The following is a 26,318-nucleotide window of genomic DNA, read 5'->3' as shown; positions in this document are numbered from 1 at the left end:
ACGCCCGGGCACCGCTCGACGGGGCTGGCGCTGAGGTCTAGAAGATGACTTCGCCGGTCTTGCGCTTGGTGCGCAGCAGGTCGATGGCTTCCTTGAGGATCTCGTCGGCCTCGGTCTCGGAGCGACGCTCCTTCACGTAGGCCAAATGCGTCTTGTAGGGCTCGATCTTCTTGGCGGTCGGCCGGTTGTCGGAGTCGACGCTCGACGGCATGCCGCACCGCGGGCAGTCCCACGACTCCGGCACCTCGGCCTCGATCGCGAACTGCAGCTCGGTCGTGTGGTTGTTGATGCAGAAGAACGTCACGAACTGACGCGGGGCGGCCTCGCCGCGCTCAGCCTCGCCCATGGGGCCCGAGCCGATGCGGCTGCCCCGGATAGCACCTGCTGCCACTAGTTGCTCACCTTCAGTAGCAGGCCGAGCGCGAAGATGCACACGACCCAGACGACTGCGATACCGACCGTGATGCGGTCGAGGTTGCGCTCGGCGACGGACGAGCCGCCGAGCGAGCTGGAGACGCCACCACCGAACATGTCGGAGAGGCCGCCCCCGCGTCCCTTGTGCATGAGAACCAGGACGATCATCAGCAGGCTGCTGATCGCCAGGATTACGGAGAACGTCAGAATCACGAGTTGGGGCCTTCGTTGTCAGGCGCCGGACAGGTCCGGCATGGCATAGAACCGAGCGATCCCGGCGAACTCCTCCGCTTGGAGGCTTGCTCCGCCGACCAAGGCACCGTCGACATCCGACTTTGCCATGATGGCGGCGATGTTCGCCGCTTTCACTGATCCGCCGTAAAGGATACGCAATGATGCTGCGACTTCGGGCGACCAGGTCTCCTCGACACGCGAACGGATCGCCGCGCACACCTCTTGGGCGTCTTCCGGGGTCGCCACCTCACCGGTGCCGATGGCCCACACGGGCTCGTACGCGATGACGACCGAGGCCATCTGCTCGGCGGTGAAACCGTTGAGCGAGCCGTCGACCTGTGCCAGCGTGAAGGCGACGTGCTCGCCGGCCTGGCGCACCTCGAGGCCCTCGCCGACGCACACGATCGGGCTCATGCCCGCAGCGAGCGCCTTGCCGGCCTTGATGTTGACGAGCTGGTCGCTCTCGGCGTGGAACTCGCGACGCTCGGAGTGACCGACGACGACGTAGGAGCAGCCCAGCTTGGCGAGCATCGCCGCGGAGATCTCGCCGGTGTAGGCACCGCCGTCGTGCTCGGAGACGTCCTGCGCGCCGTAGCTGATCGCCAGGTGGTCACCGTCGACGAGCGTCTGCACGCTGCGGATGTCGGTGAACGGCGGGATCACGACGACCTCGGACTTGTCGAAGTCGTGCTTCTTGTCCTGCAGCGTCCAGGCGAGCTTCTGCACCAGGACGACAGCCTCCTGGTGGTTGAGGTTGGACTTCCAGTTGCCCGCCATCAGCGGTTTGCGGTCGGTCATGCAGACTCCCCTTCGAGGATGTCGAGGCCGGGGAGCGTCTTGCCCTCGAGGTACTCGAGGCTCGCGCCACCGCCGGTGGAGATGTGTCCGAAGTCGCTGTCGGCGAAACCGAGCTGCCGCACGGCCGCAGCGGAGTCGCCGCCTCCGACGACCGACAGGCCGTCGACCTCGGTGAGCGACTGCGCGACGGCCTTGGTGCCCGCCGCGAACGCCGCCATCTCGAACACTCCCATGGGACCGTTCCAGAACACGGTCTTGGACCCGCGGATGATCTCGGCGAATGCCGCCGCGGAGTCAGGGCCGATGTCGAGTCCCAGCTGGTCGGACGGGATCGCGTCGGCTGCGACGACCGTGGCCGGCGCGTCAGCGGCGAACTCCGGAGCCACGACGATGTCGGTCGGGAGCACCAAGCGTACGCCCTGCTCGGCGGCCTGCTCGATGTAGCCACGCGCGATCTCGAGCTGATCGTCCTCGAGGAGGGACTTGCCGACTTCATGGCCTTGGGCCTTGAGGAACGTGAACACCATCCCGCCACCGATCAGCAGGTTGTCGGCCTTGTCGAGCAGGTTGTCGATGACGCCCAGCTTGTCGGAGACCTTCGAACCGCCCAGCACGACGGTGTAGGGCCGCTCGGGGCTCTCGGTCAGGCGCTTGAGCACGTCGACCTCGGCCTCGACCAGTCCGCCGACCGCCGCCGGCAGCTCGCGGGCGATGTCGTAGACGCTGGCCTGCTTGCGGTGCACGACGCCGAAACCGTCCGAGACGAAGACGTCGGCGAGGTCGGCGAGCTGGCCTGCCAGCTCTCGGCGCTCGGCCTCGTCCTTGCTCGTCTCCGCGGCGTTGAACCGGACGTTCTCCAGCACAGCGACCTGGCCGTCCTGCAGCGCCGATGCGATGCGGTGGGCCTCGGGGCCGACCGTGTCGTTGGCGAACAGCACGGGGGTGCCGAGCAGCTCTGCGAGCCGCTCGGCCACCGGGGCCAAGGAGTACGCCGGGTTGGCAACGCCATCGGGACGGCCCAGGTGGGCTGTCACGAGGACACGGGCACCCCCGTCGGCAAGCCGCTTGATCGTCGGCACGCTTGCACGTACGCGACCGTCGTCGGTGATCGTCGTCCCGTCGAGCGGCACGTTGAGGTCACTGCGGACGAGAACGCGCTTGCCGCGCAGGTCTCCCAGGTCCGAAACCGTCTTCACAGCTCAGATCGACGATCCGACGTGGACGACGAGGTCGGCGAGGCGGTTGGAGTAGCCCCACTCGTTGTCGTACCAGCCGACGACCTTGACCTGGTCGCCGATGACCTTGGTCAGGCCGGAGTCGAAGATGCACGAGGACGGGTCGGTGACGATGTCCGCCGAGACGATCTCGTCCTCGGTGTAGGTCAGGAAGCCCTTGAGCGAGCTCTCCGACGCGTCCTTGATGATCTGGTTGACCTCTTCAACGGTGGTCTCGCGCGAGGCCGTGAACGTCAGGTCGGTCGCCGAGCCGGTCGGCACGGGGACCCGGAGCGCGTAGCCGTCGAGCTTGCCCTTGAGCTCGGGCAGCACGAGGCTGACGGCTTTGGCGGCGCCGGTCGACGTCGGGATGATGCTGAGGTTGGCGGCACGCGCACGGCGCAGGTCGCTGTGCGGGGCGTCCTGCAGGTTCTGGTCCTGCGTGTAGGCGTGGATCGTGGTCATGAGGCCACGCTCGATGCCGAGTCCGTCGTTGAGTGCCTTGGCCATCGGGGCGAGGCAGTTGGTCGTGCACGACGCGTTGGAGATGATCGTGTGCGCGGCGGGGTCGTAGCTGTCGTGGTTGACGCCCATGACGACCGTGACGTCCTCGTTCTTGGCCGGCGCGGAGATGATGACCTTCTTGGCGCCGCCGTCGATGTGGGCCTTGGCCTTGGTCGCGTCGGTGAAGAAGCCGGTCGACTCGATGACGATGTCGACGCCGACCGAGGCCCAGTCGAGCTTGGCCGGGTCGCGCTCGGCGAACGCGGCGATCTTCTGGTCACCGACGGTGATCGACGACTCGTCGTAGCTGACGTCGGCGTCGAGGCGGCCGAGGATCGAGTCGTACTTGAGGAGGTGGGCGAGCGTCTTGTTGTCCGTCAGGTCGTTGACGGCGACGATCTCGATGTCTGCACCGGCGGCACGAGCCGCGCGGAAGAAGTTACGGCCGATACGGCCAAATCCATTGATGCCTACGCGTACGGTCACGGGGAACGTGTCTCCTGCGGGTCGATGTGGGTGACAGGGGCAACCCTACCGAGTTGCGTCCGCTACCGGCGAGTCACCTCGGCGCGGTGAGACGTGCTCCGCCGGGGTCTGCCGGCGGCACCGAGGCGGGATCAGCCCTCGGCCAGCTGCTCGTCACCCAAGGTCGACTCGGTGTCGGGGATGCCGAGCTCCTCGGCCCGCTTGTCGGCCATCGCGAGCAACCGGCGGATGCGTCCGGCGATGGCGTCCTTGGTCAAGGCCGGCTCGTGCAGCTGACCGAGCTCCTCGAGGCTGGCCTGCCGGTGCTCGACGCGCAGGGTGCCGGCCATCTTGAGGTGGTCGGGGACCTCGTCGCCGAGGATCTCGAGCGCCCGCTGGGCGCGCGCGCCGGCGGCGACAGCAGCCCGGGCGGACCGCCGCAGGTTGGCGTCGTCGAAGTTGGCAAGGCGGTTGGCGGTCGCGCGCACCTCGCGGCGCATGCGGCGCTCCTCCCAGGCGAGCAGCGACTCGTGGGCGCCGAGTCGCGTGAGCAGCGCCCCGATGGCCTCGCCGTCACGGATGACCACGCGGTCGACCCCGCGCACCTCGCGGGCCTTGGCGCTGATGCCGAGGCGGCGGGCGGCGCCGACCAGGGCGAGAGCGGCCTCGGGTCCGGGGCAGCTGACCTCGAGGGCCGACGAGCGGCCGGGCTCGGTGAGCGAGCCGTGGGCCAGGAACGAGCCGCGCCACGCCGCCACGGCGTCGCACGACGAGCCCGAGACGACCTGCGGCGGCAGGCCACGGATGGGCCGGCCACTGCCGTCGATGAGCCCGGTCTGGCGCGCCAGGGCCTCACCGTCCTTGGAGACCCGGACGACGTAGTGGGTGTCCTTGCGGATGCCGGCGTTCTGCATCACGAGCACCTCGCTGTCGTGCCCGTAGATCTCGGCGACGTCCTTGCGCAGGCGGCGGGCTGCTGCGCCGGTGTCGAGCTCGGCCTCGACGACGATGCGTCCCGAGACGATGTGGAGACCGCCGGCGAACCGCAGGATCGACGAGACCTCGGCCTTGCGGCAGCACGACTTGGTGATCGTGGTGTTGGCCAGCTCTGCCTTCACCTGAGCCGTCATTGCCATGCGGCCGAGCCCCTGTCTGTCGATGGTGTGGTGTCCGGGAGAAGTGTCACTCTATGCCGTCCTCATGACCTTGCCGAATGCGGCCGCGAGCCGTCCCGGGTCGTGCTGATCGGATCCTGGACTCGCCGCGACGTCCGCGACGTACAAGCGCGCGCCGAGGGCCCGAGCCGTCGACTCCAGCGTGCCACGCGTGTCAACGAGGCTGGTGTCGGCGATGACGGCGTCGAGCCCCAGCTCGGGCGCGTGGGCGGCCAGGACCTCGAGATGATCCGTCGGCGTCAGGCCTTCGGTCTCCCCCGCCTGCTCGTGCAGGTTGAGCACGAGGATGCGCTTGGCCGTGGTCTTGGTGAGCGCATCACGGAGCCCGGGCACGAGCAGCGTCGGCATGACGCTCGTGAACCAGGAGCCGGGACCGACCACGACCCAGTCGGCGGCATCGACCGCTGCCACGGCCTCCGGGCAGGCCGGCGGATCGGCGGGGTCGAGCCGGACGCTGACGACCTGGCCATCGGTGGACGACACCTCGACCTGACCGCGTACGAGGGTCAGGCGGTCGGGTGCCGAGCGCAGGTGCACGTCGGCCTCGATGTCGAGGGGCACCGCGGCCATGGGCAGCACGCGGCCTTGGGCACCCAGCAGCTCGCCGACGAGGTCGAGCCCGGCGACGTGGTCGCCGACCTGGTCCCAGATCGCCGCGATCAGCAGGTTGCCGACGGCGTGGTCCTTGAGCTCACCGGTGCCGGAGAACCGGTGCTGCAGGACGGCGGCCCACGTGCGGCCCCAGTCGTCGTCGCCGCACAGCGCTGCGAGCGCCATGCGGAGGTCACCCGGAGGCAACCCGCCGAGCTCGGCGCGGATGCGACCGGAGGAGCCGCCGTTGTCGGCCACCGTCACCACTCCCGTGAGGTCGGTCGTGAGGCGCCGCAACGCCGACAGGCTTGCCGCGAGGCCGTGACCGCCACCGAGGGAGACGACCTTGAGGTCGCCCTCGACCCGCCCCGCCACGTGCGCGGGCCGCGTCGTCACTCGCGCCCCAGGTCACGGTGGACGACGAGCGTGCGGACGCCATGCGCGCGCAGTCGCTCGGCGAATGCCTCGGACATCGCGACGCTGCGGTGCCGTCCGCCGGTGCAGCCGATCGCGATCGTCAGGAAGTGCTTGTCCTCACGCAGGTAGCCGTCGGTCAGCAGCGCCACGAGGCCCTCGTATTGCTCCAGGAACTCGGCGGACCGGGGCTGGCGGAGGACGTAGTCACGGACCGGCTCGTCGAGACCGCTCATCGGGCGCAGCTCGTCGACCCAGAAGGGGTTGGGCAGGAACCGCAGGTCGGCCACCATGTCGGCGTCGATGGGCAGGCCGTACTTGAAGCCGAACGACATGACGGACGCCCGCAGGCCGCCGGAGTCGGGATCCTCGAACGCGGCACGGATGCGCTGGCCCAGCTGGTGGACGTTGAGGTTGGACGTGTCGACGACGATGTCGGCCCGGCCGCGGATGCGCCTCAGGAGCTCTCGCTCGCGGTCGAGACCGTCCACGAGCCGGCCCTCGAGGCTCAGGGGGTGCGGGCGGCGTGCGGCTTCCTGACGGCGTACGAGCACCTCGTCGGCGGCTTCGAGATAGACGATCTTGGTGTGGATGCCGTCGTCGCGCAGGTCCTCGAGAGCCTCGACGAGGCCGCCGAAGAACTGCCGCGACCGGGCGTCGACGACCACGGCGAGCCGATCGATGTCCTTGGACTCCTGCACCGTCGCCACGACGTTGGCGAGCAGGTTGGGCGGCAGGTTGTCGATGACGTAGTAGCCGAGCTTCTCGAGCACCTTGGCGGTCGAGCCTCGCCCTGCTCCGGTCATGCCGGTGACGAGCACGAACTGCGTCAAGGTCGTCAACTGTCCTCCAGGATCTCGCCGGTCGCGGTGTTGATCGCCGGGACCTGCTCGCCGGTCGCGAGCGCCTCCACGATGGATTGTGCCGTAGCGGCCCCGATCCCGGGAACCGTGGCGATCTCCTCGGCCGTCGCGGCGCGGAGCTTCTTGACCGAGCCGAAGGTCTTCAGCAGTGCCTTGCGCCTGGTGGGGCCGAGGCCGGCCACGGGGTCGAGCACGCTCTCGATCATCGACTTGCTGCGTCGGCCACGGTGGTGCGTGATCGCGAAGCGGTGCGCCTCGTCGCGCAGACGCTGGAGGAGGTAGAGGCCCTCGCTCGTGCGCGGCAGGATCACGGGGTCCTCGTCATCGGGCAGCCAGACCTCCTCGAGGCGCTTGGCGAGGCCGACGAGCGCGATGTCCTTGATGCCCAGCTCCTGCATCGCCGCGTGCGCGGCGGCGACCTGGGGCGGTCCGCCGTCGACCACGACGAGCGCCGGGGTGTAGGCGAATCGACGCGGCTTGCCGGTCTCCGGGTCGATGCCCGGCCCCTCCTCGTCGTTGCCCTCGCGGGCCTTGAGGAGCTGCGTGAACCGTCGCGTGATGACCTCGTGCATCGCGGCGACGTCGCTCTGCCCCTCGTTGCGGATCGTGAACCGGCGGTACTCGGACTTGCGGGGCAGTCCGTCCTCGAACACGACCATCGAGGCGACGGTCTCGGTGGCGCCGAGGTTGGAGATGTCGTAGCACTCGATGCGCAGCGGAGCGGTGTCGAGGTCGAGCGCCGCCTGGATCTCCTCGAGCGCGAGGCTGCGGGCCGTGAGGTCGGACGACCGCTTCATCTTGTGGCGCATCAACGACTGCTTGGCGTTCTGCTCCACCGTGGCCATCAGGGCGCGCTTGTCGCCTCGCTGGGGCACCCGGATCCTGACCGGGCCCTCACGGCGCTCGCTGAGCAGCTCGGTCACGGTGTCGGCGTCAGCCGGAAGCGTGGGCACGAGCACCTCGCGTGGGATGGCCGACGGGGCCGAGTCCTCGTAGAGCGTCATGAGGGCGCCCTGGACGAGCTCTGGGAAGGTGGCTTCGTCGGCCTTCTCGGCGACCCAGCCACGCTGTCCGCGGATGCGGCCGCCGCGGACCGAGAAGATCTGGACCGCCACCTCCAGAGGATCGTCGACGAAGCCGAGGACGTCGGCATCGGTGCCGTCGCCGAACACGACCGTCTGCTTCTCCAGCACGCGGCGGAGCGCCCCGAGGTCGTCGCGCAGCTTGGCGGCGAGCTCGTACTCCTCGTTGGCGGACGCCTCCTGCATGCGCTCCTCGATGCGCTTCGTGAAGCCCGCGGTCTGCCCACCCATGAAGGCCAGGAAGTCGTTGACGATCGCCCGGTGCTCGTCGGCGTCGACCCGGCCGACGCACGGCGCGGCGCACTTGCCGATGTCACCCAGCAGGCAGGGGCGGCCGATCGCCTTGGATCGCCGGAAGACGCCCGCAGAGCACGACCGCATGGGGAACACGCGGAGCAGCGTGTCGACGGTGTCGCGGATCGCCCACGCGTGACCGTACGGGCCGAAGTAGCGCACGCCCTTGCGCTGGGTCCCACGCATCACCGTGACGCGGGGGAACTCCTCCCCGACCGTGACCGCGAGCCACGGGTAGGACTTGTCGTCGCGGTACTTGACGTTGAAGCGGGGGTCGAACTCCTTGATCCAGGAGTACTCGAGCGCCAGCGCCTCGACCTCGGTGCTGACGACCGTCCACTCGACCGACGCCGCCGTGAGCACCATCTGCTGCGTGCGCTGGTGCAGGTTGGAGATGTCCTGGAAGTAGGAGCTCAGGCGTGGCCGGAGCGACTTGGCCTTGCCGACGTAGATGACCCGGCGCTCGGCGTCGCGGAACCGGTAGACGCCCGGCTCGACCGGGATCTCGCCGGGGGCCGGCCGATAGCTTGCGGGATCTGCCACCGACCCAGCCTACGAGGTGACGAGCAGCGGCTTGAGGAACGTGCCGGTGTGGCTGGCGGGGCTGTTGGCGATGTCCTCGGGCGTGCCCTCGGCGATCAGCAGTCCGCCACCGCTGCCACCCTCGGGTCCCATGTCGATGACCCAGTCGGCGGTCTTGATCACGTCGAGGTTGTGCTCGATGACGATGACCGAGTTGCCGGTGTCGACGATGCGCTGCAGCACCCCGAGGAGCTTGCGGATGTCCTCGAAGTGCAGGCCCGTCGTGGGCTCGTCGAGCACGTAGACCGTGCGGCCGGTCGACCGCTTCTGCAGCTCGGCCGAGAGCTTGACGCGCTGCGCCTCGCCACCGGACAGCGTCGGTGCCGACTGTCCCAGGCGAACGTAGCCGAGGCCCACGTCGACGAGGGTGCGCAGGTGTCGGGCGATCGCGGGGATGGCCTCGAAGAACTCGACGGCCTCCTCGATCGGCATCTCGAGCACCTCGGCGATCGTCTTGCCCTTGTAGTGCACCTCGAGCGTCTCGCGGTTGTAGCGGGCACCGTGGCAGACCTCGCACGCCACGTAGACGTCGGGCAGGAAGTTCATCTCGATCTTGATGGTGCCGTCGCCGGAGCACGCCTCGCAGCGGCCGCCCTTGACGTTGAACGAGAACCGGCCCTGCTGGTAGCCGCGCATCTTGGCCTCGGGCGTCTGCGCGAACAGCTTGCGAACATGGTCGAACACCCCGGTGTAGGTCGCCGGGTTGGACCGCGGGGTGCGACCGATCGGCGACTGGTCGACGTGGATGACCTTGTCGACCTCCTCGAGGCCGGTGAGCGTGCGGTGACGGCCGGGGATGGCGCGGGCGCCGTAGACCGTGCGGGCGAGCTGGGTGTAGAGGATGTCGTTGACGAGCGTCGACTTGCCGGAGCCGGACACCCCGGTGACGGCGACGAACATGCCCAGCGGGAACGTCACGTCGATGTCGCGGAGGTTGTGCTCCTTGGCGCCGTGCACCGTGAGCTCGCGGCCGGGAACGCGCGGGCGGCGGGACTCGGGCAACGGGATCGACTTGCGGCCCGAGAGGTACTGCCCGGTCAGGGAGTCGTCGCTGGCGTAGAGCTCGTCGACGGGGCCGGAGACGATGACCTGTCCCCCGTGCTCGCCCGCGCCGGGGCCGATGTCGACGGCCCAGTCTGCGGCGCGGATCGTGTCCTCGTCGTGCTCGACGACGATCAGGGTGTTGCCGAGGTCGCGCAGGCGCAGCAGCGTCTCGATGAGGCGGTGGTTGTCGCGCTGGTGCAGGCCGATCGACGGCTCGTCGAGCACGTAGAGCACGCCGACGAGGCCGGCGCCGATCTGGGTCGCGAGCCTGATGCGCTGGGCCTCGCCGCCGGACAGCGAGCCGGCGGCACGGTCGAGGGCGAGGTAGTCGAGGCCGACATCGAGCAGGAAGCGCAGCCGCTCGTTGATCTCCTTGAGCACCCGCTCGCCGATCTGGCGCTCCCGGTCGCTCATCTCGAGGGTCTGGAGGTACTCGGACGCCTCGGCGATCGACAGCGCACAGACCTCGGCGATGTTCTTGGCACCGAACTTCTCGGACTCCAGCGTCACGGCCAGGATCACCGGCTTGAGGCGGGTGCCGTTGCAGACCCGGCACGGAACCTCGCGCATGAAGCCCTCGAGCCGTTCGCGGTTGGTCTCGGAGTCGGTCTCCTCGTGGCGACGCTCGAGGTAGGTGATCGCGCCCTCGAACTCGGTGTAGTAGGACCTGACCCGGCCGTAGCGGTTCTTGTAGCGCACGTGCACCTTGGTCGGGTGCCCGTGCAGGATCGCCTCGCGCACGCTCTCCGGGAGGTCGCCCCACGGGGTGTCGGCGCTGAAGCCCATCTCGTCGGCGAGCGCGCCGATGAGGCGGGAGAAGTAGTCGGCCACGTGCGCGGACGACCACGGCGCCACGGCGCCGTCGTTGAGCGACTTGGCGTCGTCGGGCACGACGAGCTCGGGGTCGACCTCCATGCGGGTGCCCAAGCCGTGGCACTCGGGGCAGGCGCCGAAGGGCGCGTTGAACGAGAACGAGCGCGGCTCGAGCTCGTCGACCTCGAGCGGGTGGTCGTTGGGGCACGCGAGCTTCTCGGAGAACCGGCGGGTGCGGTGCTCGTCGTCCGCGGGCAGGTCGACGTAGTCGATGATGACGAGGCCGTCGGCGAGCCCGAGCGCGGTCTCGACCGACTCGGTCAGGCGCTGCTTCTGGTTGCCCTTGACCTGGAGACGGTCGACCACGACGTCGATCGTGTGCTTCTTCTGCTTGGCGAGCGCCGGGGGCTCGTCGGCCAGCATGTGGGTCTCACCGTCGACGATCGTGCGGCTGAACCCCTGGGACTGCAGCTGCCGGAACAGCTCGGAGTACTCACCCTTGCGGCCGCGGATGATCGGTGCGAGGACCTGGAACCTGGTGCCCTCGTCGCCGGCCATGATGCGGTCGACGATCTGCTGCGGCGTCTGACGCGCGATCGCCTCGCCACAGACGGGACAGTGCGGGCGGCCGGCACGGGCGTAGAGCAGGCGGAGGTAGTCATAGACCTCGGTGATCGTGCCGACGGTCGAGCGCGGGTTGCGGCTCGTGGACTTCTGGTCGATCGAGACGGCCGGCGACAGGCCCTCGATGAAGTCGACGTCGGGCTTGTCCATCTGGCCGAGGAACTGCCGGGCGTACGCCGACAGGGACTCGACGTAGCGCCGCTGGCCCTCGGCGAAGATCGTGTCGAACGCCAAGGACGACTTGCCGGAGCCCGAGAGACCCGTGAACACGATCAGCGAGTCTCGCGGCAGGTCGAGCGAGACGTCCTTGAGATTGTGCTCTCGTGCGCCGCGGATGACGAGGCGGTCGGTCACTGGCTCCCCTGAGATGATCGGTGGTTGCGGGCAAGATCTTGGCCCACTCCATTGTATGGAGGTGCTCCGACAGAAACCCGCCGAGCGACCGTACGTTCGCTCACAGCGTCCCGGCTTGGCGCCGAGCGGTGACCTGGCGTCCACGCTTGAGCCCAGGATGGACGCGTACTCACCGCCCCCGCGGGTCTGGCAGGCTGGCCCCATGACGTACACGGGAGAAGTCGAGGTCGGCGGGCCCGCCGACGTCCAGGTGGCCGGTGACCTGATGATCACGAAGGTCGCGGTCGGCGAGATGAACAACAACGCCTACCTGCTGCGCTGCGTCCTCACGGGAGAGCAGGCCCTGATCGACGCGGCGAACGAGCACGACACGCTGCTCGACCTGATCGGCCGCGACGGCCTCGCCCGCGTCATCACGACGCATCGGCACGGGGACCACTGGCAGGCACTCGCGGCGATCGTGGAACGTACGGGCGCCGAGACCGTGGCGGGCGAGGACGATGCCGACGAGCTTCCGGTGCCAGTCACGACCCGCGTACGTACGGGCGCCCGCGTGCGGGTCGGCTCCTGCGAGCTCGAGGTCATCGAGATCGTCGGCCACACGCCGGGCTCGATCGTGCTGGCGTACGACGATCCGGACGGCATCGTGCACCTGTTCACCGGTGACTCGCTCTTCCCGGGCGGTGTCGGGAACACGTTCGGCGACGCGGACGCCTTCGCGACGCTGATCGACGATGTCGAGACCAAGATCTTCGGGCGCTTCGACGACGACACGCACGTCTATCCCGGGCACGGCAACGACACGACCCTGGGTGCCGAGCGGCCGCACCTGGCGGAGTGGCGCGCCAGAGGTTGGTAGGCGGGTTCCACGCCACGTGTTCAGCATCGGCAGGCGGTGCGCCAGACTTGCTGGATGCGCCTGATCAAACGCCTCATGCTCGTGGCTGCCGCGCTCGCAGTCGCGGGATTCGTGCTCGTGGCAGTCGGCGAGAGCCGAGAGTCCACCCCGTCGGGCTGGTACGCGAATTCACCGAGCGAGACCGAGACTTCGGGCGACGAAGTGGACGGGTCCTATTCCTCGACCTTGACCGTGACGTACGACGATGACTCCGGCGGCAGCACTGTGACGCTGCTCGGGTTCGGGCTCGTGGGTCTCTCGTTCCTCCTGACGATCGGGCTCATGGGCTACTGGGCGGTCAGGCGACCCGGGCCCACGACCTAGGCCGCGCGTCCGCGCTGGCGCCATTTCATCCTGCGGACCGGTGGCCCAGGACCTAGGGTCCGAGACATGAGAAGTGCGACCGCGCTCATCCTTCTGCTGGTGCTTTCCGCCTGCGGCGACGCGGGCTCACCCGATCGCGGCCTCACCGTGCCTCAGGCCCAGGCCAACACCTGCCGCGAGGTCAACGAGGGCATCGCGGAGTTCAACCGAGGCGACTACGCCGGCACGGTCGAGCACTTCGAGAAGGCCAAGATCCCGGCCACGGTGCTGTCCCGCATCAGTGACGAGCCGGAGGCCGACGCGCTGCTCGACGCGGTCCAGTACTACGCCAACCTCGACCCGGCTGACTACCCGGAGGCTGCACGCTCCTCGGAGCACTTCGCGCGCAACAAGGCGATCACCCTCGGCCAGTGCGCCCCTCTGGACGGTGGAGAGCCCGCCTCACCTGTCTGAGCCTCAGCCACGAAGCCGCTAGGGTCCCCGCATGGCTGAAGACCTGCGCACCGACCCGCCCACGACCGGTGACGAGCGGACGATCCTCACGACGATGCTGGACTGGCACCGGGCGACGCTTCACCACAAGTGCGCCGGACTCACCGACGACGAGCTGCGTCGGCAGGCGGTGCCGTCGTCGGACGTCACCCTGCTCGGCCTCCTGCGCCACCTCGCCGGCGTCGAGCGCTGGTGGTTCCAGGTCGTCATCGCCGGCGAGGATGCGCCCGCCCCGTACGACACGGACGGCTTCAGCAAGCTGGACGAGTCGACGGGTGACCAGGCCCGGACCGTCCTCGACGAGCACGTCGCCCGGTCCCGCGACATCACAGCAGCCCGGTCGCTTGAGGCGGGCGGTCGGCACCCGCGGACCGGCGAGCCGTTCACCCTGCGCTGGGTGCTGGTGCACATGATCGAGGAGTACTCGCGCCACAACGGCCACGCCGACCTGATCCGAGAGGCCATCGACGGCGAGACCGGCGAGTGACGACCACGCCTCAGTCGTCGTCCTGGGCCTCGTACGCCGCCTGGGCGAACGACAGCAGCAGCCCGCCGACCGCTGCAAGGATCGCGACGGCGACGGCGAGGTAGCCCCACGGCTCGCGCGCGACCTCTCCCTCGCGGGCGAAGCCGATGACGAACGCCGCTCCTGCGGCGATGAACACGACGACTGCCACGTAGACGCCCCAGCGTCGGTGGTGCTCGCGGAGCGTGGTCTTCCTGCGCGCCATGCCCTCATCGTGCGCCCGTCGCGGGTGGGGTGCAACCGGCAGCTCCTCGTCGGACCGGTCAGCGCCGAACCGTGACGTCGTGCGTGAGCGACCAGTCCGATGTCGCGTGGGCAGAGCCCACGTACCGCAGGCGCAGCCGGTGCTTGCCCTCGCGCAGCTTCGGCAGGAGCACCGCTCGGCGACCGCCGAACGAGGCCAGCATCGTGAACTCGCGCAGCACACGGCTCCCGTCCATGATGCGCACCTTGCCCGTCGGGGTGACGCCGGTGGCACGGACGGTCACGCTGGCCGTGCGACGCGTGCCCGCGCGCATGTGCGACGGGACTGACAGCGCTGCGGTCGAGACGGCTCGTCCGACTGTCATGGTGCGGGTCTGCGACTCCGACCGCCACGCCGTCGGGCTGCCCATGAACGTCACCCGTAGCGCATGGCTGCCAGGCTTCAGCGCGGTGGCACCGATCTCCAAGGTCGCCTTGCCGTCGGCATCCGTCGTGCCGGCGGCGATGGGCCGCCCGTCTGAGCCCGTGATCCGCACGGTCCCAGGTCCGGGGGGCGGGGACCCGTGCGCCGTGGAGACCGTGATCGGGACGACGGAAGGCTTGCCGTACGTGATGGTCGCGGGCCAGGCCGCAGTCGTCACCGAATCCGGCACGGTGGCGCGGATCACCGCCGAGTGCGAGAAGCCTCCTGCCATGGCGACGTTCCGCATCTCGCCGTCCGGCGCGGGCGCTGCGAGCTGGCCGTCTGCGTCGACACCGCTGCCGACGACGCTGCCGTCCGACCGGAGGAAGAGAGTGTGGTTGAACCCTGCAGACGCATCGATGTACGTCAGGCCGTCCGGCAGCGGCGGCACCTCGGCCTGGCCCGAGTCGTTCTGGCCGAAGGCCAGGGCCTCGCCGTCGGACCGGATGACGACGCTGTGCGAGAGGCCCGCGGCAACACCGGTGTAGGTCGTGCCCTCGGGCAGGTCCGGCACGTCCGTCTTGCCCTGTGAGGTCGCTCCCCACGCGACGACGCGCCCGTCGGACCGAAGAGCGAGCGCGTGGGTCATCGTGACCGCAAAGGTCGTGTAGGTCACGCCGTCGGGCAGCGCCGGGATGGCGTGCAGCCCGAAGTTGTCCTCTCCCCACGCGACGATGTGACCGTCAGACCTCAGTGCGAGCACGTCGCGTGAACCGACCTGGAGATCGGTGTACTGCACGTCGGCCGGAAGCGGCGGCACCATGCTCGTTCCGTACGGGTTGGTCGTGGCGAAGGGCACGACCACTCCGTCGGACCGCAGAGCCAAGGTGACCGTCCCGTTCGTGGAGACGTCGGTGTAGGTGGTTCCGCTGGGCAGATCCGGTGGGGTGAGGCTGCTGTACTGCTCGACCTCGTGGCCCCAGCCGACGATGTGACCATCCGACCGCAGGGCGACGGTGGCGTTGTAGCCGCCGTCGACCTCGACGTAAGACATGCCGGACGGGAGCGGCGGTACGTCGAGCTTGCCGTCGGTGGCAGAGCCGAAGGCGACGACGTCCCCACCTGGGTGCGGAGGGGCGGGCGTCGCCTGGGTCGAGGTCGGGGCGAGCAGGACGGTCGCCGTGAGCGCCGCTGCAGCGGTGAGACGAGTCAGCATGGGTTCTTCCGATCGGTGTGGAGTAGTCAGTTGAGGGTTCGGCTGCAGGCGTCGACACGAGCCCGGGCCACCGCGAGGGCGATGCCGTCCTCGATCATCAGGCGGCGTGCCGCCTTGTCGAGGGCACCGTCGCGCACCATCTGGGCGACCTCCTCGGGGAGGACCGCCTGGGGGACCTCTGCCTCGGAGGGCCGGGTGAGCCCGAGCTGGGCGTGCAGCGAGTCGACATCGTGCTCGACCGCGCCCAGACGAGCGAGGAGCTCGAGCACCAGTGCGTCCGCGACGTCAGTCACGAAGGCCACCGTCGGCATCCGCGCCTTGGTCGTACGCAGCCAACAGGTCGCGCACGGCGACAGCGAAAGCACGTTCGCGCACGGGATCGGGGCACGTGTGGTCGGCCAGCACGGCAGAAGCCACCGGGCTGACGGACGCCGCCGCGGCTGCCACGGCGTGCAGCTCCACGACGTGCGGTCGGAGCCCGTCCTCGGACACCCGCTCGCCCAGGAGGACGAGCGCTCGGGCGCGGCAGGTGCCGTTCGGGCTGGTCTCCAGGCGTGGAGAGGATGCCTGGGTCATGGACATGGTCATGGTCGCTCCGATCTCGATGAGTACCTGACCCATGCTGGTCGGGCTGAGCGGCCGAACTGTCCGATCCTGACCCCAGTACTCAGGACTGGGGTGCCTGCGCGATGAGCTCCCGGCGTGACCGGACGCCGAGCTTGGCGTACGACTTCGACAGATGCCACTCGACACCCTTGACCGTGATGAACAGGTGCTCGGCGATCTGCCGGTTCGACATCCCCTGCATCGCGAGCTCGCACACACGCAGCTCACCGGGCGACAGCCGGTCGAGGCGCGTAGCCGGCGCGACCTCTGGGGTGACCTCGAGACCTTCGAGGAGAGCGGAGACCTCCCGCACGACCCGGCGGGCCCCGATCCGTTCGGCCGCTGCGATCGCGCGGGTACCCCACGTGACGGCTTCGGACCGCCGGCTCTCGTCACTGTGCCCCGCTTGGAGCAGGAGCGAGGCGAGGTCTGCGCAGGCTTCGGCGTGCTCGAGGTGGCCGTCATGGGCGGCCAGCAGCCCGATGGCTCGTCGAAGTGTCGCAACAGCCTGCTCGAACGGCTCAGCGGTTGCCGCCGCACGAAGGGCGGTTCCGAGGCCGCGCGGTGCACCGAAGGACTCCGCCGTCACGACGATGTCTTCCGCAACCGACTGGGCGAGCTCGCCACGCTGCAGCACGACGGCCGCGCGGATCGCGTCCCGTCGCCACCAGCTGAAGACGGGACCACGGAAGGCCTCGGTGAGATCCATCGCCTCGATGCACCGGTCCAGCGCGGTTTCGTGGGCTCCCTCGGCGAGTGCGACGGCCGCGTGAGCATGCAACGCAGCTGCCCGCATGAGCGGTTGCCGACTCCGGTCGAGAGGCACGAGCTCGAGCAGCTCCTTGGCGGCGTCATGGTCGTCGCGGGCCAGGTGAACCTGGACCAGCATCTGGACGGCCGACTCGAGGAAGGCGCTCCAGCCGTACTCGCGGGCCGCAACAGCGCTCTCCAAGTCAGCCTGTGCCAGCCGAAGTCGGCCGCGCCGAGCGTGCAGGGCACCGCGCAGGTAGGAGATGGAGGCATGGCCCAGCACGGATCCGCGGGCTCGTGCCCGCGCCAACGCTTCGTCTGCGACCGCGAGCGCCTCGGTGTCACGCTCGGCATTGCACAGCGACGCCAGGGCCGCGTTCAGGATCGTCCCCTCCGGCCCGTCCTCCTGCAGCAACAGGCCGTCGCGTACGGCACGGGCCGCCAGGTCACCGGCGCGCTCGGCTGACTCGCCGGTGAGCGCCGACCGCAACGCCTCGTACGACAACAGCGCACGCTCGGCCGGCCCGTCCTCTGCAGGGGATCGGGAGAGGATCGTCTCGACAGCCTGGTGACGCAGCTGGCCGGCACTCGCGTCGAAGAATCCGGTGAGGGACAGACGTGCCCAGACGCGGTGCTGGACGTCCTCAGGCACGGCAAGCTGGTCGGCCGTCGCCAGGATGTCGACCGCGGCCGCATATGCCGCCGAGCCCTCGTCCGGGCATCCGCGGATGAGCTCCGCGTCGCCGATGTCGAGCAGGCGTTCTGCTCGTTCACCGAACGAGAGCTCACGCCAGTCCGAACGCCACCGCGCGACCGCCACGTCGATGCGGCCCGCACGTAGATGCGCGCGGCCTGCGGCCGTCGTGATCCGCGTCCGCACCCGAGTCGGAACGTTCGTCTGCCTCCGCGCTCGATCGAGGAGCTGGCTCGCCGCCGTGGCCGAGCCGGAGGCGAGCGCCTCCAGACCGGCCTGCACCAGCAGGTCCGTGGTCACCGGGTCATCACCCGGGGCCGTGTGCAAGAGGTGCGTCGCGACCACGGCCGTGCCGTGGCCGTCCGCGGAGAGTGACGTCGCGATGCGTGCGTGGACCTCGGCGGCGACAGGAGGATCGGCGACGGAGAGCGTCGCCTCGCCGACCAGCGGGTGGGTGACCCGCAGCGGCGTCCCTGCGGCGAGCAGGCGGAGTCGGCGCAGAGCGTCGTACGAGTGGGCCAGCGCATGCCGGTCATGACCGGTGACCGCGGTCACGAGCTCGTCGACTGCCAGGTCTCCCAGTCGGACGATCACGTCAAGGACCTCACGCTGGGTCGTGGTCAGCGTCGACAGCCGGCGACGTAGGAGCTCGGTGGCGTCGCTCTCGGTCTCGGCGCCACCCGCCAGCAGCTCTCCGACCAGGTACGGAAGACCCGCGCTGGCGGCATGCAGCCGGGTGACGGTTTCTGTGGACGCGGCTCCGGTTGCGTGCTTGACCCACTGCGCCACGTCGCGACGCCGCAACGGCTCGAGCGCGACGTGCGTCGTCGCCGATTCTTCAAGAAGTCCCTGAGTCGCCGCGGAAGCCGTCTCCGGATCGCGTACGCCGACGACCAAGGCCACCCGGTCGTCGCGCACGAGGTGCGGCAGAGCGGCCACCACCTTCAGCGAGAGCTCGTCGCTCCACTGCAGGTCGTCCACCACGACGAGCACGACCTCATCCTCGGTGAGGGTGCGCAGCACCCAGGCTGCCGCGAACGTCAGAGCAGTCTCGTCGACATCCCGTCGGTCGCCGAGGAGGAAGGTGTGCAGGTGCTGGCCCGGTCCGTCGAATGGCGGCTCTCCCGCTCGTGCGCGTGCCGCCAACGATCCGAAGAGCTGCCACAGCACATGTCCCGGAAGCTGCTGCGTCGCCTGGGCGCCCGCCCCGGCGACGCTCGCCCACGATCGACGACGTGCGTCGCCTCGGATCCACTCGATGAGAGCGGTCTTGCCCACGCCGGCTGAACCGGTGAACGCCAGACCACCGGATCGGCCGGCGCCGACCTGCTCCGCGAGTGCACGCCAGGTGGCCAGTGCAGGCTCCCGGCCAAAGATGGGCGGGCCGTCGTGCTCGGCACCGGCCGGCGGCGTGGTCGTCATGGCCTCACTCATGCGTCGCAGAACACGTCGCCATGAGACTAAGTGGGCCGCGGGGCCGGCACAACCAGAACCGGACCATCGACGTCGCTCATCGTTCGACGGTCTCGTCGCGCGGCAGCGACACGTACACGGCGTTGACCGCTACGGCCTGCTCGAGCTCGGTCGAGAGACCCGCGAAGAACTGCGACCGGTACGTCTGGTCGTTGACCGCATAGACCGTGAAGTAGAGCCCCGCGAACGAGGAGAGGAACACGGCGACCTGGAACAGCTCGTTGGTGATCGGCAGGCTCTTGCCCAGCGAGGGCAGGTCGTGGACCGACGACTGCTGCGTCCAGGCGATGATCGTGTCGTCCGGGATGGTCAGGCGCCCGAACACCACGAAGAACGCGAACAGGCCGAGGCTCAGCAGCAGCACCTGGATCGCCTGACTGAACAGCAGCACGAGCACCAGGTTGGCTCGCGCGAACCGCGGCAGGTCAGCAGGCTCGGCCGTGATCTCACGAGCCGCCTCGGCTGCCGGGGTGCCGGCGCAGCAGTCGGCCAGGCGCTCGCCGGCGACCTCGCGCTCGACCTTGCGCACCTCCTCGGGCAGGCGTACGAGCAGGAATGCCGTCGCGATGACCGCGAAGAACGCCACCGACGCCCACAGCACGTTGCGCGACATCAACGACGCGACCTGCCAGACCTCGGCGTTGATGAACAGGAACGTCACGGCGAGCAGCAGCAGCGGCAGCGCGCGGGTCAGCAGGGGAAGCATCAGCCCGAGCGAGCCGAACGTACGCCGCACGGCCCAGCGCAGCATCGTGCCCATGCGCAGCAGCCGCCCGGCGAACGAGCCGAGCAGGCCGAGGAACAGGGCGACGCCGGTGAAGACGCCCCAGGCGCGGCCATCATCGACCAGCTGCGCCACCCCGACTCCACCTGCGACGGACACGGCGACGATCAGGACGAGGACAGCGGTGATGCGCTTGCGCGACAACCACCGCTCCACGCGGTCGGCGTGATCGCCGGCGAAGTACGGCAGCCCGTGGTCGTCGAACCAGTCCTCGATCTCCGCGACCGTACGCGCGTGGAAGGCCGGCACGTCAGAAGGTGACCGGAAGCTCGTCGACACCGTAGACGAAGGACAGCTGGCGGAAGCTCAGCTCCTCCTGCGGCTTGGCGAGGGCGAGGTTCGGGAACCGCTGGAACAGCCGCGGCAGCGCGATGCGCAGCTCCATGCGCGCCAGCTCGGCGCCGATGCACCGGTGGATGCCGTGGCCGAACGCCAGGTGACCGCTGGCCGGTACGCGATAGGGGTCGAACTCGTCGGGCCGCTCCCCTGCGGATGCTGGATCGCGGTTGGCCCCGCTCAGCGAGGCCAGCACGACGTCGCCGGCCTTGAGCTGCTGGCCGAACAGCATCATGTCCTGCTTCGCGAACCGCGGGAACGCGACCTGCACGACGGCCAGGTAGCGCAGGAGCTCCTCGACGATCCGGTCGATGTCCTCGGGATCACCCTTGCGCACCAGGGCGGCGTACTCCGGGTCGCGCAGCAGGACGATCGTGCCGAGAGCGATCATGCCGGCGGTGGTCTCGAACCCGCCGGTGAACACGCCGTCCGCGAGCCCGGCCAGGTCGACGTCCGAGATCAGGTCACCCTCGTCGCGCAGGATCTGCCCGATGAGGCCGTCGCCCGGTTCCTTGCGCTGTCTCGCCACGGCCTCGAACAGGAACTCGCGCTGCTCAGAGACGGCACCGAAGGCCGCTGCCCCACCGTTCGTGGCGTCGAATCGCGCGCTGCCGAGCTTCTCGAACGCGTCACGGTCCTCGTAGTCGAGACCCAGGAGCGCGCAGATCGTCTGGAACGGCACCGGGAAGGCGACGTGCTTGGCCATGTCGGCGCCGGAGCCCTCAGCCGCGAGCTTGTCGAGCTGTTGGTCGACGATGTCGCTGATCATCGGCTCGAGACGCGCCAACCGCCGCATCGTGAACTCGGGCGTGACGATCTTGCGCAGCCGCGTGTGCAGTGGCGGGTCGGTGAACCCCAGTCCCCCGATGTCGTCCGAGGTGGCGGGTCCGTCGCCGTGGAACATGTGCCGGATGTCGTTGGAGTACGAGTCCCGGTCCGTGAGAATGCGTCGCGACTCCTCGTAGCCGGTCACGAGATAGGCGCGGAAGTTGAACGGCAGGTCGAGCCTGTGCATCGGCTCGGTCGCCCGGATCTCGGCGATCCGCGGCACCGGATCCATGCCGTTGCGTTGCAGCGGGACCTTCGTCTTCTCGGGGATGAACGAGATTCGGGAGAGGTCGATCCCCTTCTTCTGGATGCGTCGCACCACCAGCTTGCCGACCCAACCAGAGACCTTCGCCCTCACGTCAACCACGGGTCGAAACTACACTGCCCGGTTGCGCTGCTGGGCCAGTCGGTGGAAGGTGAGTCCCACGAAGCGCCCGACCGGCGCGGACCAAAGGGGACCCATGACGACGAATACCACCCACAACGAGTCCGGCACCGAGCTCAAGAGGGTCCTCGGACCCAAGCTCCTGCTCCTGTTCATCGTGGGCGACATCCTCGGCGCCGGCGTCTACGCCGTCACCGGAGAGATGGCCGCTGGTGTGGGCGGCATCGTCTGGCTGCCCTTCCTGGTGGCGTTCGTCGTGGCCACGATCACGGCACTCTCCTACCTCGAGCTCGTGACGAAGTATCCGCAGGCCGCGGGCGCCGCGCTCTACGCGCACAAGGCGTTCGGCGTGCACTTCATCACGTTCATCGTGGCCTTCGCCGTGGTGTGCTCCGGCATCACCAGCGCCTCCACCGCCTCGGCAACCCTGGCCGGATTCTTCACCGACGGCCTGGTCATCAACGGTTGGATCGACAGCGCCCCCGGCGACGCGACCATCACCGCGATCGCCATGGGATTCATGGTGCTGCTGGCCGCGATCAACCTGCGCGGCGTCGGCGAGAGCGTCAAGTTCAACGTCGTGCTGACGCTGGTCGAGGTCGCGGCCCTCGCGATCGTCATCGGTGTCGGCTTCTACGCGATCGTCAACGGCAAGGGCGACCTCGACCGCGTGACGGTGTTCGAGGACGCCAACGACAAGGGCCTGTTCCTGGCGGTCACGGCTGCGACGTCGATTGCGTTCTTCGCGATGGTCGGGTTCGAGGACGCGGTCAACATGGTCGAGGAGGTGGAGGAGCCGCAGAAGATCTTCCCCCGGACGATGCTGACCGGCCTGGGCATCGCCGTCATCTTGTACATGCTGGTCGCCGTCTCCGTGGTCGCCGTGCTGACGTCGGACCAGATCGCGAAGATCAACGAGGAGGAGGGCCGGGCGCTGCTGTCGGTCGTCTCCGTCGGCGCCCCGGACTTCCCGATCGACAAGCTCTTCCCGTTCCTCGCGGTGTTCGCCGTCGCCAACACTGCGCTGATCAACATGCTCATGGCCAGCCGCCTCATCTACGGCATGGCCCGCCAGAACGTCCTGCCCCGCGGACTCGGGGCCGTGCTGCCGGGCCGCCGGACCCCGTGGGCCGCCATCGTGTTCACCACCATCATGGCGATGGGCCTGATCTTCTACGTGCGACAGGAACCCGACAGCGACATCGTGGTCAACCTGGCCAACGTGACCTCCCTGCTCCTGCTCTGCGTTTTCGCGGTCGTCAACGTCGCGTGCGTCGTGCTGCGGGGCAAGCGCCACGACCACGTCAAGAAGTTCTTCACGTCTCCCGGCCCCCTGCCCTATGTCGGCGCGGTGCTGTGCCTGTTCCTCGCCGGACCGTGGGTCGACCGCGACGCGCTCATCTACAAGATCGCCGGCGTGCTGATGCTGATCGGCGTGGCGCTGTGGCTGGTCACGATCGTCACCAACCGGATGACCGGCACCGGCGGGGGCGACTTCGAAGGGGTGGCCGAAGAGAAGGTCTGAACGACAACGACGACGGCCGGCTCCCTTCGGGGCCGGCCGTCGTCGTGGTTCGTGCTAGCCCTGCTCGTGGCCGGCCTTCTCGCGGCGGGACGACACGACCAGGCTGGCGATGGCCGTGACGCCGAGGACCAGGACGATGACGCCGAGGCTCATCAGCGTCGGGATCTCGGGGACCTTGACGTGCTCGCCGCCGTTGATGAACGGCAGCTCGTTCTCGTGCAGGGCGTGCAGGACCAGCTTGACGCCGATGAACGCCAGCAGCACCGCGAGGCCCTGGGAGAGGTAGATCAGGCGCTGGAGGAGGTCACCCAGCAGGAAGTACAGCTGTCGCAGGCCCATCAGCGCGAACACGTTGGCCGTGAAGACCAGGTACGGCTCCTGGGTCAGGCCGTAGATCGCCGGGATCGAGTCGAGCGCGAACAGCAGGTCGGTCGTGCCGAGCGACAGGATCACCAGGAACATCGGGGTGATGAAGGTCTTGCCGTTCTCCTTCATGAACAGCTTGAGGCCGTGCCACTCCTCCTTGGTGTTGAAGAACCGACGGGCGAAGCGGACGACCGCGTTCTCGCCGTCGTCGTCGTGCTCGGTGTCCTTGGCCAGCGTCCACGCGGTCCACAGGAGGAAGGCCCCGAAGATGTAGAAGATCCACGAGAAGTTGTTGATCGCCACGGCTCCGAGCGCGATGAAGATGCCGCGGAACACCAGCGCGATGATGATGCCGACGAGCAGCGCCTCCTGCTGCAGCTTCCTGGGCACCTTGAAGCTCGCCATGATGATGAGGAAGATGAACAGGTTGTCGATCGAGAGGCTGTACTCGGTCAACCAGCCGGCGAAGAACTGCAGGCCGAAGTCGCCGCCCTTCTCGTCGACGTCGTGATAGGCCGTGACCCAGATGCCGAACGCGATCGCCAGCCCGACGTAGCCGGACAGGTAGATCGCGCACTCCTTCATGGTGGGCTCGTGCGGCTTGCGGGCCACCACGATGATGTCGAACAGCAGCACGGCGATCGTGACGGCGATCGTCACGATCCACTCGGTCTGCGAGACCGACATGCTGACGTTGTCAGCAGTGCTCTCGGCAAGGGGCAGGATCACGGTGATTTCCTCCGGTCGTTGGGACGCCGGAGGTCTCTTCCGCCGCGCGAGGCGGCCCGCAACACCGGGTGACTGCTGGGAGTCTCCGTGATGACGACGTTGCGATCGGGGAATACTCCCCTCCGTTGCACATTCTTGCAGGCGCGCCCATCAACCATCGAATCGACCGCTGGCTGATGTCCTTTCCATGCCGCCCGAGGCGGCCGGGCCGAAGGGTCAGACGCCGGCCTGCAGCATGCTGCGGAGCTCCTTCTTGAGGTCGCCGATCTCGTCGCGCAGACGGGCCGCCACCTCGAACTGCAGCTCGGCGGCCGCCGCGCGCATCTGCTCGCTGAGCTGCTCGATCAGGTCGGCGAGCTCACCCGACGGCAGGTTGGCCAGCTCGGCGGTGTGACCCAGCGGCACCGGCGCACCCTTGCGTCGCTTGTCGCCCGTCGCCGCGAGCAGGTTGGCGGTGTCGGCGTCCTCGCGCGCGAGCATGTCGGTGATGTCGCCGATCTTCTTGCGCAGCGGGGTGGGATCGATGCCGTTGGCCGTGTTGTAGGCGACCTGCTTCTCACGGCGCCGGTTGGTCTCCTCGATCGCCCAGCCCATCGAGTCGGTGATCGTGTCGGCGTACATGATGACCTGCCCTGACACGTTGCGCGCCGCGCGGCCGATCGTCTGGATGAGGGAGCGCCCCGACCGCAGGAAGCCCTCCTTGTCGGCGTCGAGGATGGCCACGAGGCTGACCTCGGGCAGGTCGAGGCCCTCGCGCAACAGGTTGATGCCGACGAGGACGTCGTACTCCCCCATGCGCAGCTCGCGCAGCAGCTCGACGCGTCGCAACGTGTCGACCTCGCTGTGCAGGTAGCGCGTGCGGATCCCGGCCTCGAGGAGGTAGTCGGTGAGGTCCTCGGACATCTTCTTGGTCAGTGTCGTGACCAGGACCCGCTCCTCGCGGTCCGTGCGCAGCCGGATCTGGGTGATCAGGTCGTCGATCTGGCCCTTGGTCGGCTTGACGATGACCTCGGGATCGATCAGCCCGGTCGGCCGGATGATCTGCTCGACGACCTCGCCCTGGACCTTCTCCATCTCGTAGTTGCCCGGCGTCGCCGAGAGGTAGACCGTCTGGCCGATGCGCTCGAGGAACTCGGCCCACTTGAGCGGTCGGTTGTCCATCGCGCTGGGCAGGCGGAACCCGTGCTCGACCAGCGAGCGCTTGCGGGACATGTCGCCCTCGTACATCGCGCCGATCTGCGGGATCGTCACGTGGGACTCGTCGACCACCAGGACGAAGTCGTCGGGGAAGTAGTCGAGCAGGCAGTGGCCCGGCGTGCCCGGACCACGGCCGTCCATGTGGCGCGAGTAGTTCTCGATGCCGGCGCAGGTGCCGACCTGCTGCATCATCTCGAGGTCGTAGGTCGTGCGCATGCGCAGCCGCTGGGCCTCGAGCAGCTTGCCCTCGCCCTCGAGCTCGGCGAGACGCTCCTCGAGCTCGATCTCGATCGTCCGCATCGCGCGGTTCATGGTGTCCTGGCCGGCGGCGTAGTGGGTCGCAGCGCCGACGTAGAGCTCCTGGTCGTCGCTCAGCACCTCACCGGTCAGCGGGTGCAACGTCATGAGCCGTTCGATCTCGTCGCCGAAGAACTCCACCCGCACGGCGTGCTCCTGGTAGACCGGGAAGATCTCGACGGTGTCGCCCTTGACCCGGAAGGTGCCACGGGTCGACGCGACGTCGTTGCGGACGTACTGCGCCTGCACCAGCGTGCGGAGCAGCTGGTCACGCGGCAGCTCCTCGCCGACCTTGAAGCCGATCATGCGCTCCATGTACTCCTGGGCCGAGCCGAGGCCGTAGATGCACGAGACCGTGGCGACCACGATGACGTCGCGGCGGGTCAGCAGGGACCAGGTGGCCGAGTGCCGCAGGCGCTCGACCTCCTCGTTGATCGACGAGTCCTTCTCGATGTAGGTGTCGCTCTGCGCGATGTAGGCCTCGGGCTGGTAGTAGTCGTAGTAGGAGACGAAGTACTCGACCGCGTTGTTGGGCAACAGCTCACGCAGCTCGTTGGCGAACTGGGCTGCCAACAGCTTGTTGGGCATCATCACCAGCATCGGACGCTGCAGGCGCTCGGCCAGCCACGCCGTCGTCGCGGTCTTGCCGGTGCCCGTCGCGCCCAGCAGGACGCTGTCCTTGGCGCCGGCCTTGATGCGGCGCTCGAGCTCGGCGATCGCCGCCGGCTGGTCACCGGCAGGCTGGTAGTCGGAGACGACCTCGATGGGCGCGACCTGACGCTTGAGCTCGGACACTGAACGCATACGTCGAGCCTACGTC

At 68.8% G+C, this 26,318-nt stretch carries 24 protein-coding genes; 5 read left to right on the top strand and 19 right to left on the bottom strand.

The features are described 5' to 3' along the window. Positions 1-37: 37 nt before the first annotated feature. From AB0N22_RS03940 to uvrA, 10 genes are all read right to left on the bottom strand, one after another. A complete protein-coding gene (locus AB0N22_RS03940) occupies positions 38-391 on the bottom strand; it encodes an RNA polymerase-binding protein RbpA (RefSeq protein WP_364636373.1) in 354 nt (117 codons plus the stop codon). Further along, positions 391-627 (bottom strand): preprotein translocase subunit SecG, encoded by a 237-nt coding sequence (secG, locus tag AB0N22_RS03935; RefSeq protein ID WP_340385544.1) that lies wholly within the window; start codon positions 625-627, stop codon positions 391-393. The genes AB0N22_RS03940 and secG overlap by 1 nt, the downstream gene beginning before the upstream one ends. A gap of 18 nt (positions 628-645) precedes the next feature. Further along, complete coding sequence (gene tpiA / locus AB0N22_RS03930; RefSeq protein ID WP_364636370.1) at positions 646-1,446, bottom strand: triose-phosphate isomerase; 801 nt, start codon at positions 1,444-1,446, stop codon at positions 646-648. Beyond that, on the bottom strand, positions 1,443-2,642 hold the full coding sequence (locus AB0N22_RS03925; protein WP_364636367.1) for a phosphoglycerate kinase: 1,200 nt from the start codon (positions 2,640-2,642) through the stop codon (positions 1,443-1,445). Before AB0N22_RS03925 ends, tpiA begins: the two co-directional genes overlap by 4 nt. 3 nt (positions 2,643-2,645) lie before the next feature. Further along, positions 2,646-3,650, bottom strand: a complete 1,005-nt coding sequence (gene gap / locus AB0N22_RS03920) for a type I glyceraldehyde-3-phosphate dehydrogenase (RefSeq protein WP_364636364.1) — start codon at positions 3,648-3,650, stop codon at positions 2,646-2,648. 131 nt (positions 3,651-3,781) lie between these two features. Further along, positions 3,782-4,765, bottom strand: coding sequence for a DNA-binding protein WhiA (whiA, locus tag AB0N22_RS03915; RefSeq protein WP_364636361.1), 984 nt, complete (start codon positions 4,763-4,765; stop codon positions 3,782-3,784). A 51-nt stretch (positions 4,766-4,816) separates the two neighbouring features. Continuing rightward, positions 4,817-5,791 (bottom strand): uridine diphosphate-N-acetylglucosamine-binding protein YvcK, encoded by a 975-nt coding sequence (yvcK, locus tag AB0N22_RS03910; protein WP_364636358.1) that lies wholly within the window; start codon positions 5,789-5,791, stop codon positions 4,817-4,819. Next, the gene (gene rapZ / locus AB0N22_RS03905; protein ID WP_364636355.1) at positions 5,788-6,651 is read right to left on the bottom strand and encodes an RNase adapter RapZ; all 864 of its coding nucleotides are present in this window, start codon (positions 6,649-6,651) and stop codon (positions 5,788-5,790) included. Before rapZ ends, yvcK begins: the two co-directional genes overlap by 4 nt. Next, positions 6,648-8,591, bottom strand: coding sequence for an excinuclease ABC subunit UvrC (gene uvrC / locus AB0N22_RS03900; protein WP_364636352.1), 1,944 nt, complete (start codon positions 8,589-8,591; stop codon positions 6,648-6,650). The genes rapZ and uvrC overlap by 4 nt, the downstream gene beginning before the upstream one ends. A 9-nt stretch (positions 8,592-8,600) precedes the next feature. Beyond that, positions 8,601-11,465 (bottom strand): excinuclease ABC subunit UvrA, encoded by a 2,865-nt coding sequence (uvrA, locus tag AB0N22_RS03895; RefSeq protein WP_364636349.1) that lies wholly within the window; start codon positions 11,463-11,465, stop codon positions 8,601-8,603. A 202-nt stretch (positions 11,466-11,667) separates the two neighbouring features. Here uvrA and AB0N22_RS03890 point away from each other — a divergent pair, with 202 nt between their 5' ends. The 4 genes from AB0N22_RS03890 to AB0N22_RS03875 all read left to right on the top strand — a co-directional run bounded on the left by AB0N22_RS03890 (position 11,668) and on the right by AB0N22_RS03875 (position 13,666). Beyond that, positions 11,668-12,324 carry an MBL fold metallo-hydrolase gene (locus tag AB0N22_RS03890; RefSeq protein ID WP_364636346.1) on the top strand — a complete coding sequence of 219 codons (657 nt, stop codon included), beginning with the start codon at positions 11,668-11,670 and terminating at the stop codon, positions 12,322-12,324. Between the two features lie 54 nt (positions 12,325-12,378). Next, the gene (locus AB0N22_RS03885) at positions 12,379-12,687 is read left to right on the top strand and encodes a hypothetical protein (protein ID WP_364636343.1); all 309 of its coding nucleotides are present in this window, start codon (positions 12,379-12,381) and stop codon (positions 12,685-12,687) included. 66 nt (positions 12,688-12,753) lie between these two features. Next, entirely contained in the window at positions 12,754-13,140 is a 387-nt protein-coding gene (locus AB0N22_RS03880) for a hypothetical protein (RefSeq protein WP_364636341.1), read from the top strand. Between the two features lie 31 nt (positions 13,141-13,171). Then, positions 13,172-13,666 carry a DinB family protein gene (locus tag AB0N22_RS03875; protein ID WP_364636338.1) on the top strand — a complete coding sequence of 165 codons (495 nt, stop codon included), beginning with the start codon at positions 13,172-13,174 and terminating at the stop codon, positions 13,664-13,666. 10 nt (positions 13,667-13,676) lie between these two features. Here the strand turns inward: AB0N22_RS03875 and AB0N22_RS03870 are convergent, their stop codons facing one another. The 7 genes from AB0N22_RS03870 to AB0N22_RS03840 all read right to left on the bottom strand — a co-directional run bounded on the left by AB0N22_RS03870 (position 13,677) and on the right by AB0N22_RS03840 (position 21,366). After that, a complete protein-coding gene (locus AB0N22_RS03870; RefSeq protein WP_364636335.1) occupies positions 13,677-13,910 on the bottom strand; it encodes a hypothetical protein in 234 nt (77 codons plus the stop codon). 58 nt (positions 13,911-13,968) lie between these two features. Continuing rightward, positions 13,969-15,528, bottom strand: a complete 1,560-nt coding sequence (locus AB0N22_RS03865; RefSeq protein WP_364636332.1) for an Ig-like domain repeat protein — start codon at positions 15,526-15,528, stop codon at positions 13,969-13,971. Between the two features lie 26 nt (positions 15,529-15,554). Then, a complete protein-coding gene (locus AB0N22_RS03860; protein ID WP_364636329.1) occupies positions 15,555-15,821 on the bottom strand; it encodes a hypothetical protein in 267 nt (88 codons plus the stop codon). Beyond that, positions 15,814-16,116, bottom strand: coding sequence for a hypothetical protein (locus AB0N22_RS03855; protein WP_364636327.1), 303 nt, complete (start codon positions 16,114-16,116; stop codon positions 15,814-15,816). The genes AB0N22_RS03860 and AB0N22_RS03855 overlap by 8 nt, the downstream gene beginning before the upstream one ends. Positions 16,117-16,195: 79 nt before the next feature. Next, positions 16,196-19,000 carry an AAA family ATPase gene (locus AB0N22_RS03850; protein WP_364636324.1) on the bottom strand — a complete coding sequence of 935 codons (2,805 nt, stop codon included), beginning with the start codon at positions 18,998-19,000 and terminating at the stop codon, positions 16,196-16,198. A gap of 88 nt (positions 19,001-19,088) precedes the next feature. Continuing rightward, entirely contained in the window at positions 19,089-20,084 is a 996-nt protein-coding gene (locus tag AB0N22_RS03845) for a hypothetical protein (RefSeq protein ID WP_364636321.1), read from the bottom strand. A 1-nt stretch (position 20,085) separates the two neighbouring features. Continuing rightward, positions 20,086-21,366, bottom strand: coding sequence for a cytochrome P450 (locus tag AB0N22_RS03840; protein WP_364636318.1), 1,281 nt, complete (start codon positions 21,364-21,366; stop codon positions 20,086-20,088). Between the two features lie 94 nt (positions 21,367-21,460). Between AB0N22_RS03840 and AB0N22_RS03835 the strand changes: the two genes are divergently transcribed. Next, positions 21,461-22,909, top strand: a complete 1,449-nt coding sequence (locus AB0N22_RS03835) for an APC family permease (protein ID WP_364636316.1) — start codon at positions 21,461-21,463, stop codon at positions 22,907-22,909. Positions 22,910-22,963: 54 nt separating this feature from the next. On the opposite strand, the gene AB0N22_RS03830 is transcribed toward AB0N22_RS03835, so the two are convergent. Continuing rightward, positions 22,964-23,962 carry a TerC family protein gene (locus AB0N22_RS03830; RefSeq protein ID WP_364639202.1) on the bottom strand — a complete coding sequence of 333 codons (999 nt, stop codon included), beginning with the start codon at positions 23,960-23,962 and terminating at the stop codon, positions 22,964-22,966. 258 nt (positions 23,963-24,220) lie between these two features. Continuing rightward, positions 24,221-26,302 (bottom strand): excinuclease ABC subunit UvrB, encoded by a 2,082-nt coding sequence (uvrB, locus tag AB0N22_RS03825; protein ID WP_364636313.1) that lies wholly within the window; start codon positions 26,300-26,302, stop codon positions 24,221-24,223. Positions 26,303-26,318: the final 16 nt, after the last annotated feature.

The organism is Aeromicrobium sp. NPDC092404 (genome assembly GCF_040684095.1).
In the GTDB taxonomy this organism is placed as follows: Bacteria; Actinomycetota; Actinomycetes; order Propionibacteriales; family Nocardioidaceae; genus Aeromicrobium.
Note: the sequence above shows the minus strand (reverse complement) of the source record. Positions and strands in the feature narration are given on the sequence as shown.

Coding starts and splice junctions, on each gene's coding strand:
- tpiA (WP_364636370.1), bottom strand. CDS start 1,446: ATGACCGACCGCAAACCGCTGATGGCGGGCAACTGGAAGTCCAACCTC.
- whiA (WP_364636361.1), bottom strand. CDS start 4,765: ATGGCAATGACGGCTCAGGTGAAGGCAGAGCTGGCCAACACCACGATC.
- AB0N22_RS03890 (WP_364636346.1), top strand. CDS start 11,668: ATGACGTACACGGGAGAAGTCGAGGTCGGCGGGCCCGCCGACGTCCAG.
- AB0N22_RS03885 (WP_364636343.1), top strand. CDS start 12,379: ATGCGCCTGATCAAACGCCTCATGCTCGTGGCTGCCGCGCTCGCAGTC.
- AB0N22_RS03880 (WP_364636341.1), top strand. CDS start 12,754: ATGAGAAGTGCGACCGCGCTCATCCTTCTGCTGGTGCTTTCCGCCTGC.
- AB0N22_RS03875 (WP_364636338.1), top strand. CDS start 13,172: ATGGCTGAAGACCTGCGCACCGACCCGCCCACGACCGGTGACGAGCGG.
- AB0N22_RS03870 (WP_364636335.1), bottom strand. CDS start 13,910: ATGGCGCGCAGGAAGACCACGCTCCGCGAGCACCACCGACGCTGGGGC.
- AB0N22_RS03865 (WP_364636332.1), bottom strand. CDS start 15,528: ATGCTGACTCGTCTCACCGCTGCAGCGGCGCTCACGGCGACCGTCCTG.
- AB0N22_RS03855 (WP_364636327.1), bottom strand. CDS start 16,116: ATGACCATGTCCATGACCCAGGCATCCTCTCCACGCCTGGAGACCAGC.
- AB0N22_RS03850 (WP_364636324.1), bottom strand. CDS start 19,000: ATGACGACCACGCCGCCGGCCGGTGCCGAGCACGACGGCCCGCCCATC.
- AB0N22_RS03835 (WP_364636316.1), top strand. CDS start 21,461: ATGACGACGAATACCACCCACAACGAGTCCGGCACCGAGCTCAAGAGG.
- AB0N22_RS03830 (WP_364639202.1), bottom strand. CDS start 23,962: ATGTCGGTCTCGCAGACCGAGTGGATCGTGACGATCGCCGTCACGATC.
- uvrB (WP_364636313.1), bottom strand. CDS start 26,302: ATGCGTTCAGTGTCCGAGCTCAAGCGTCAGGTCGCGCCCATCGAGGTC.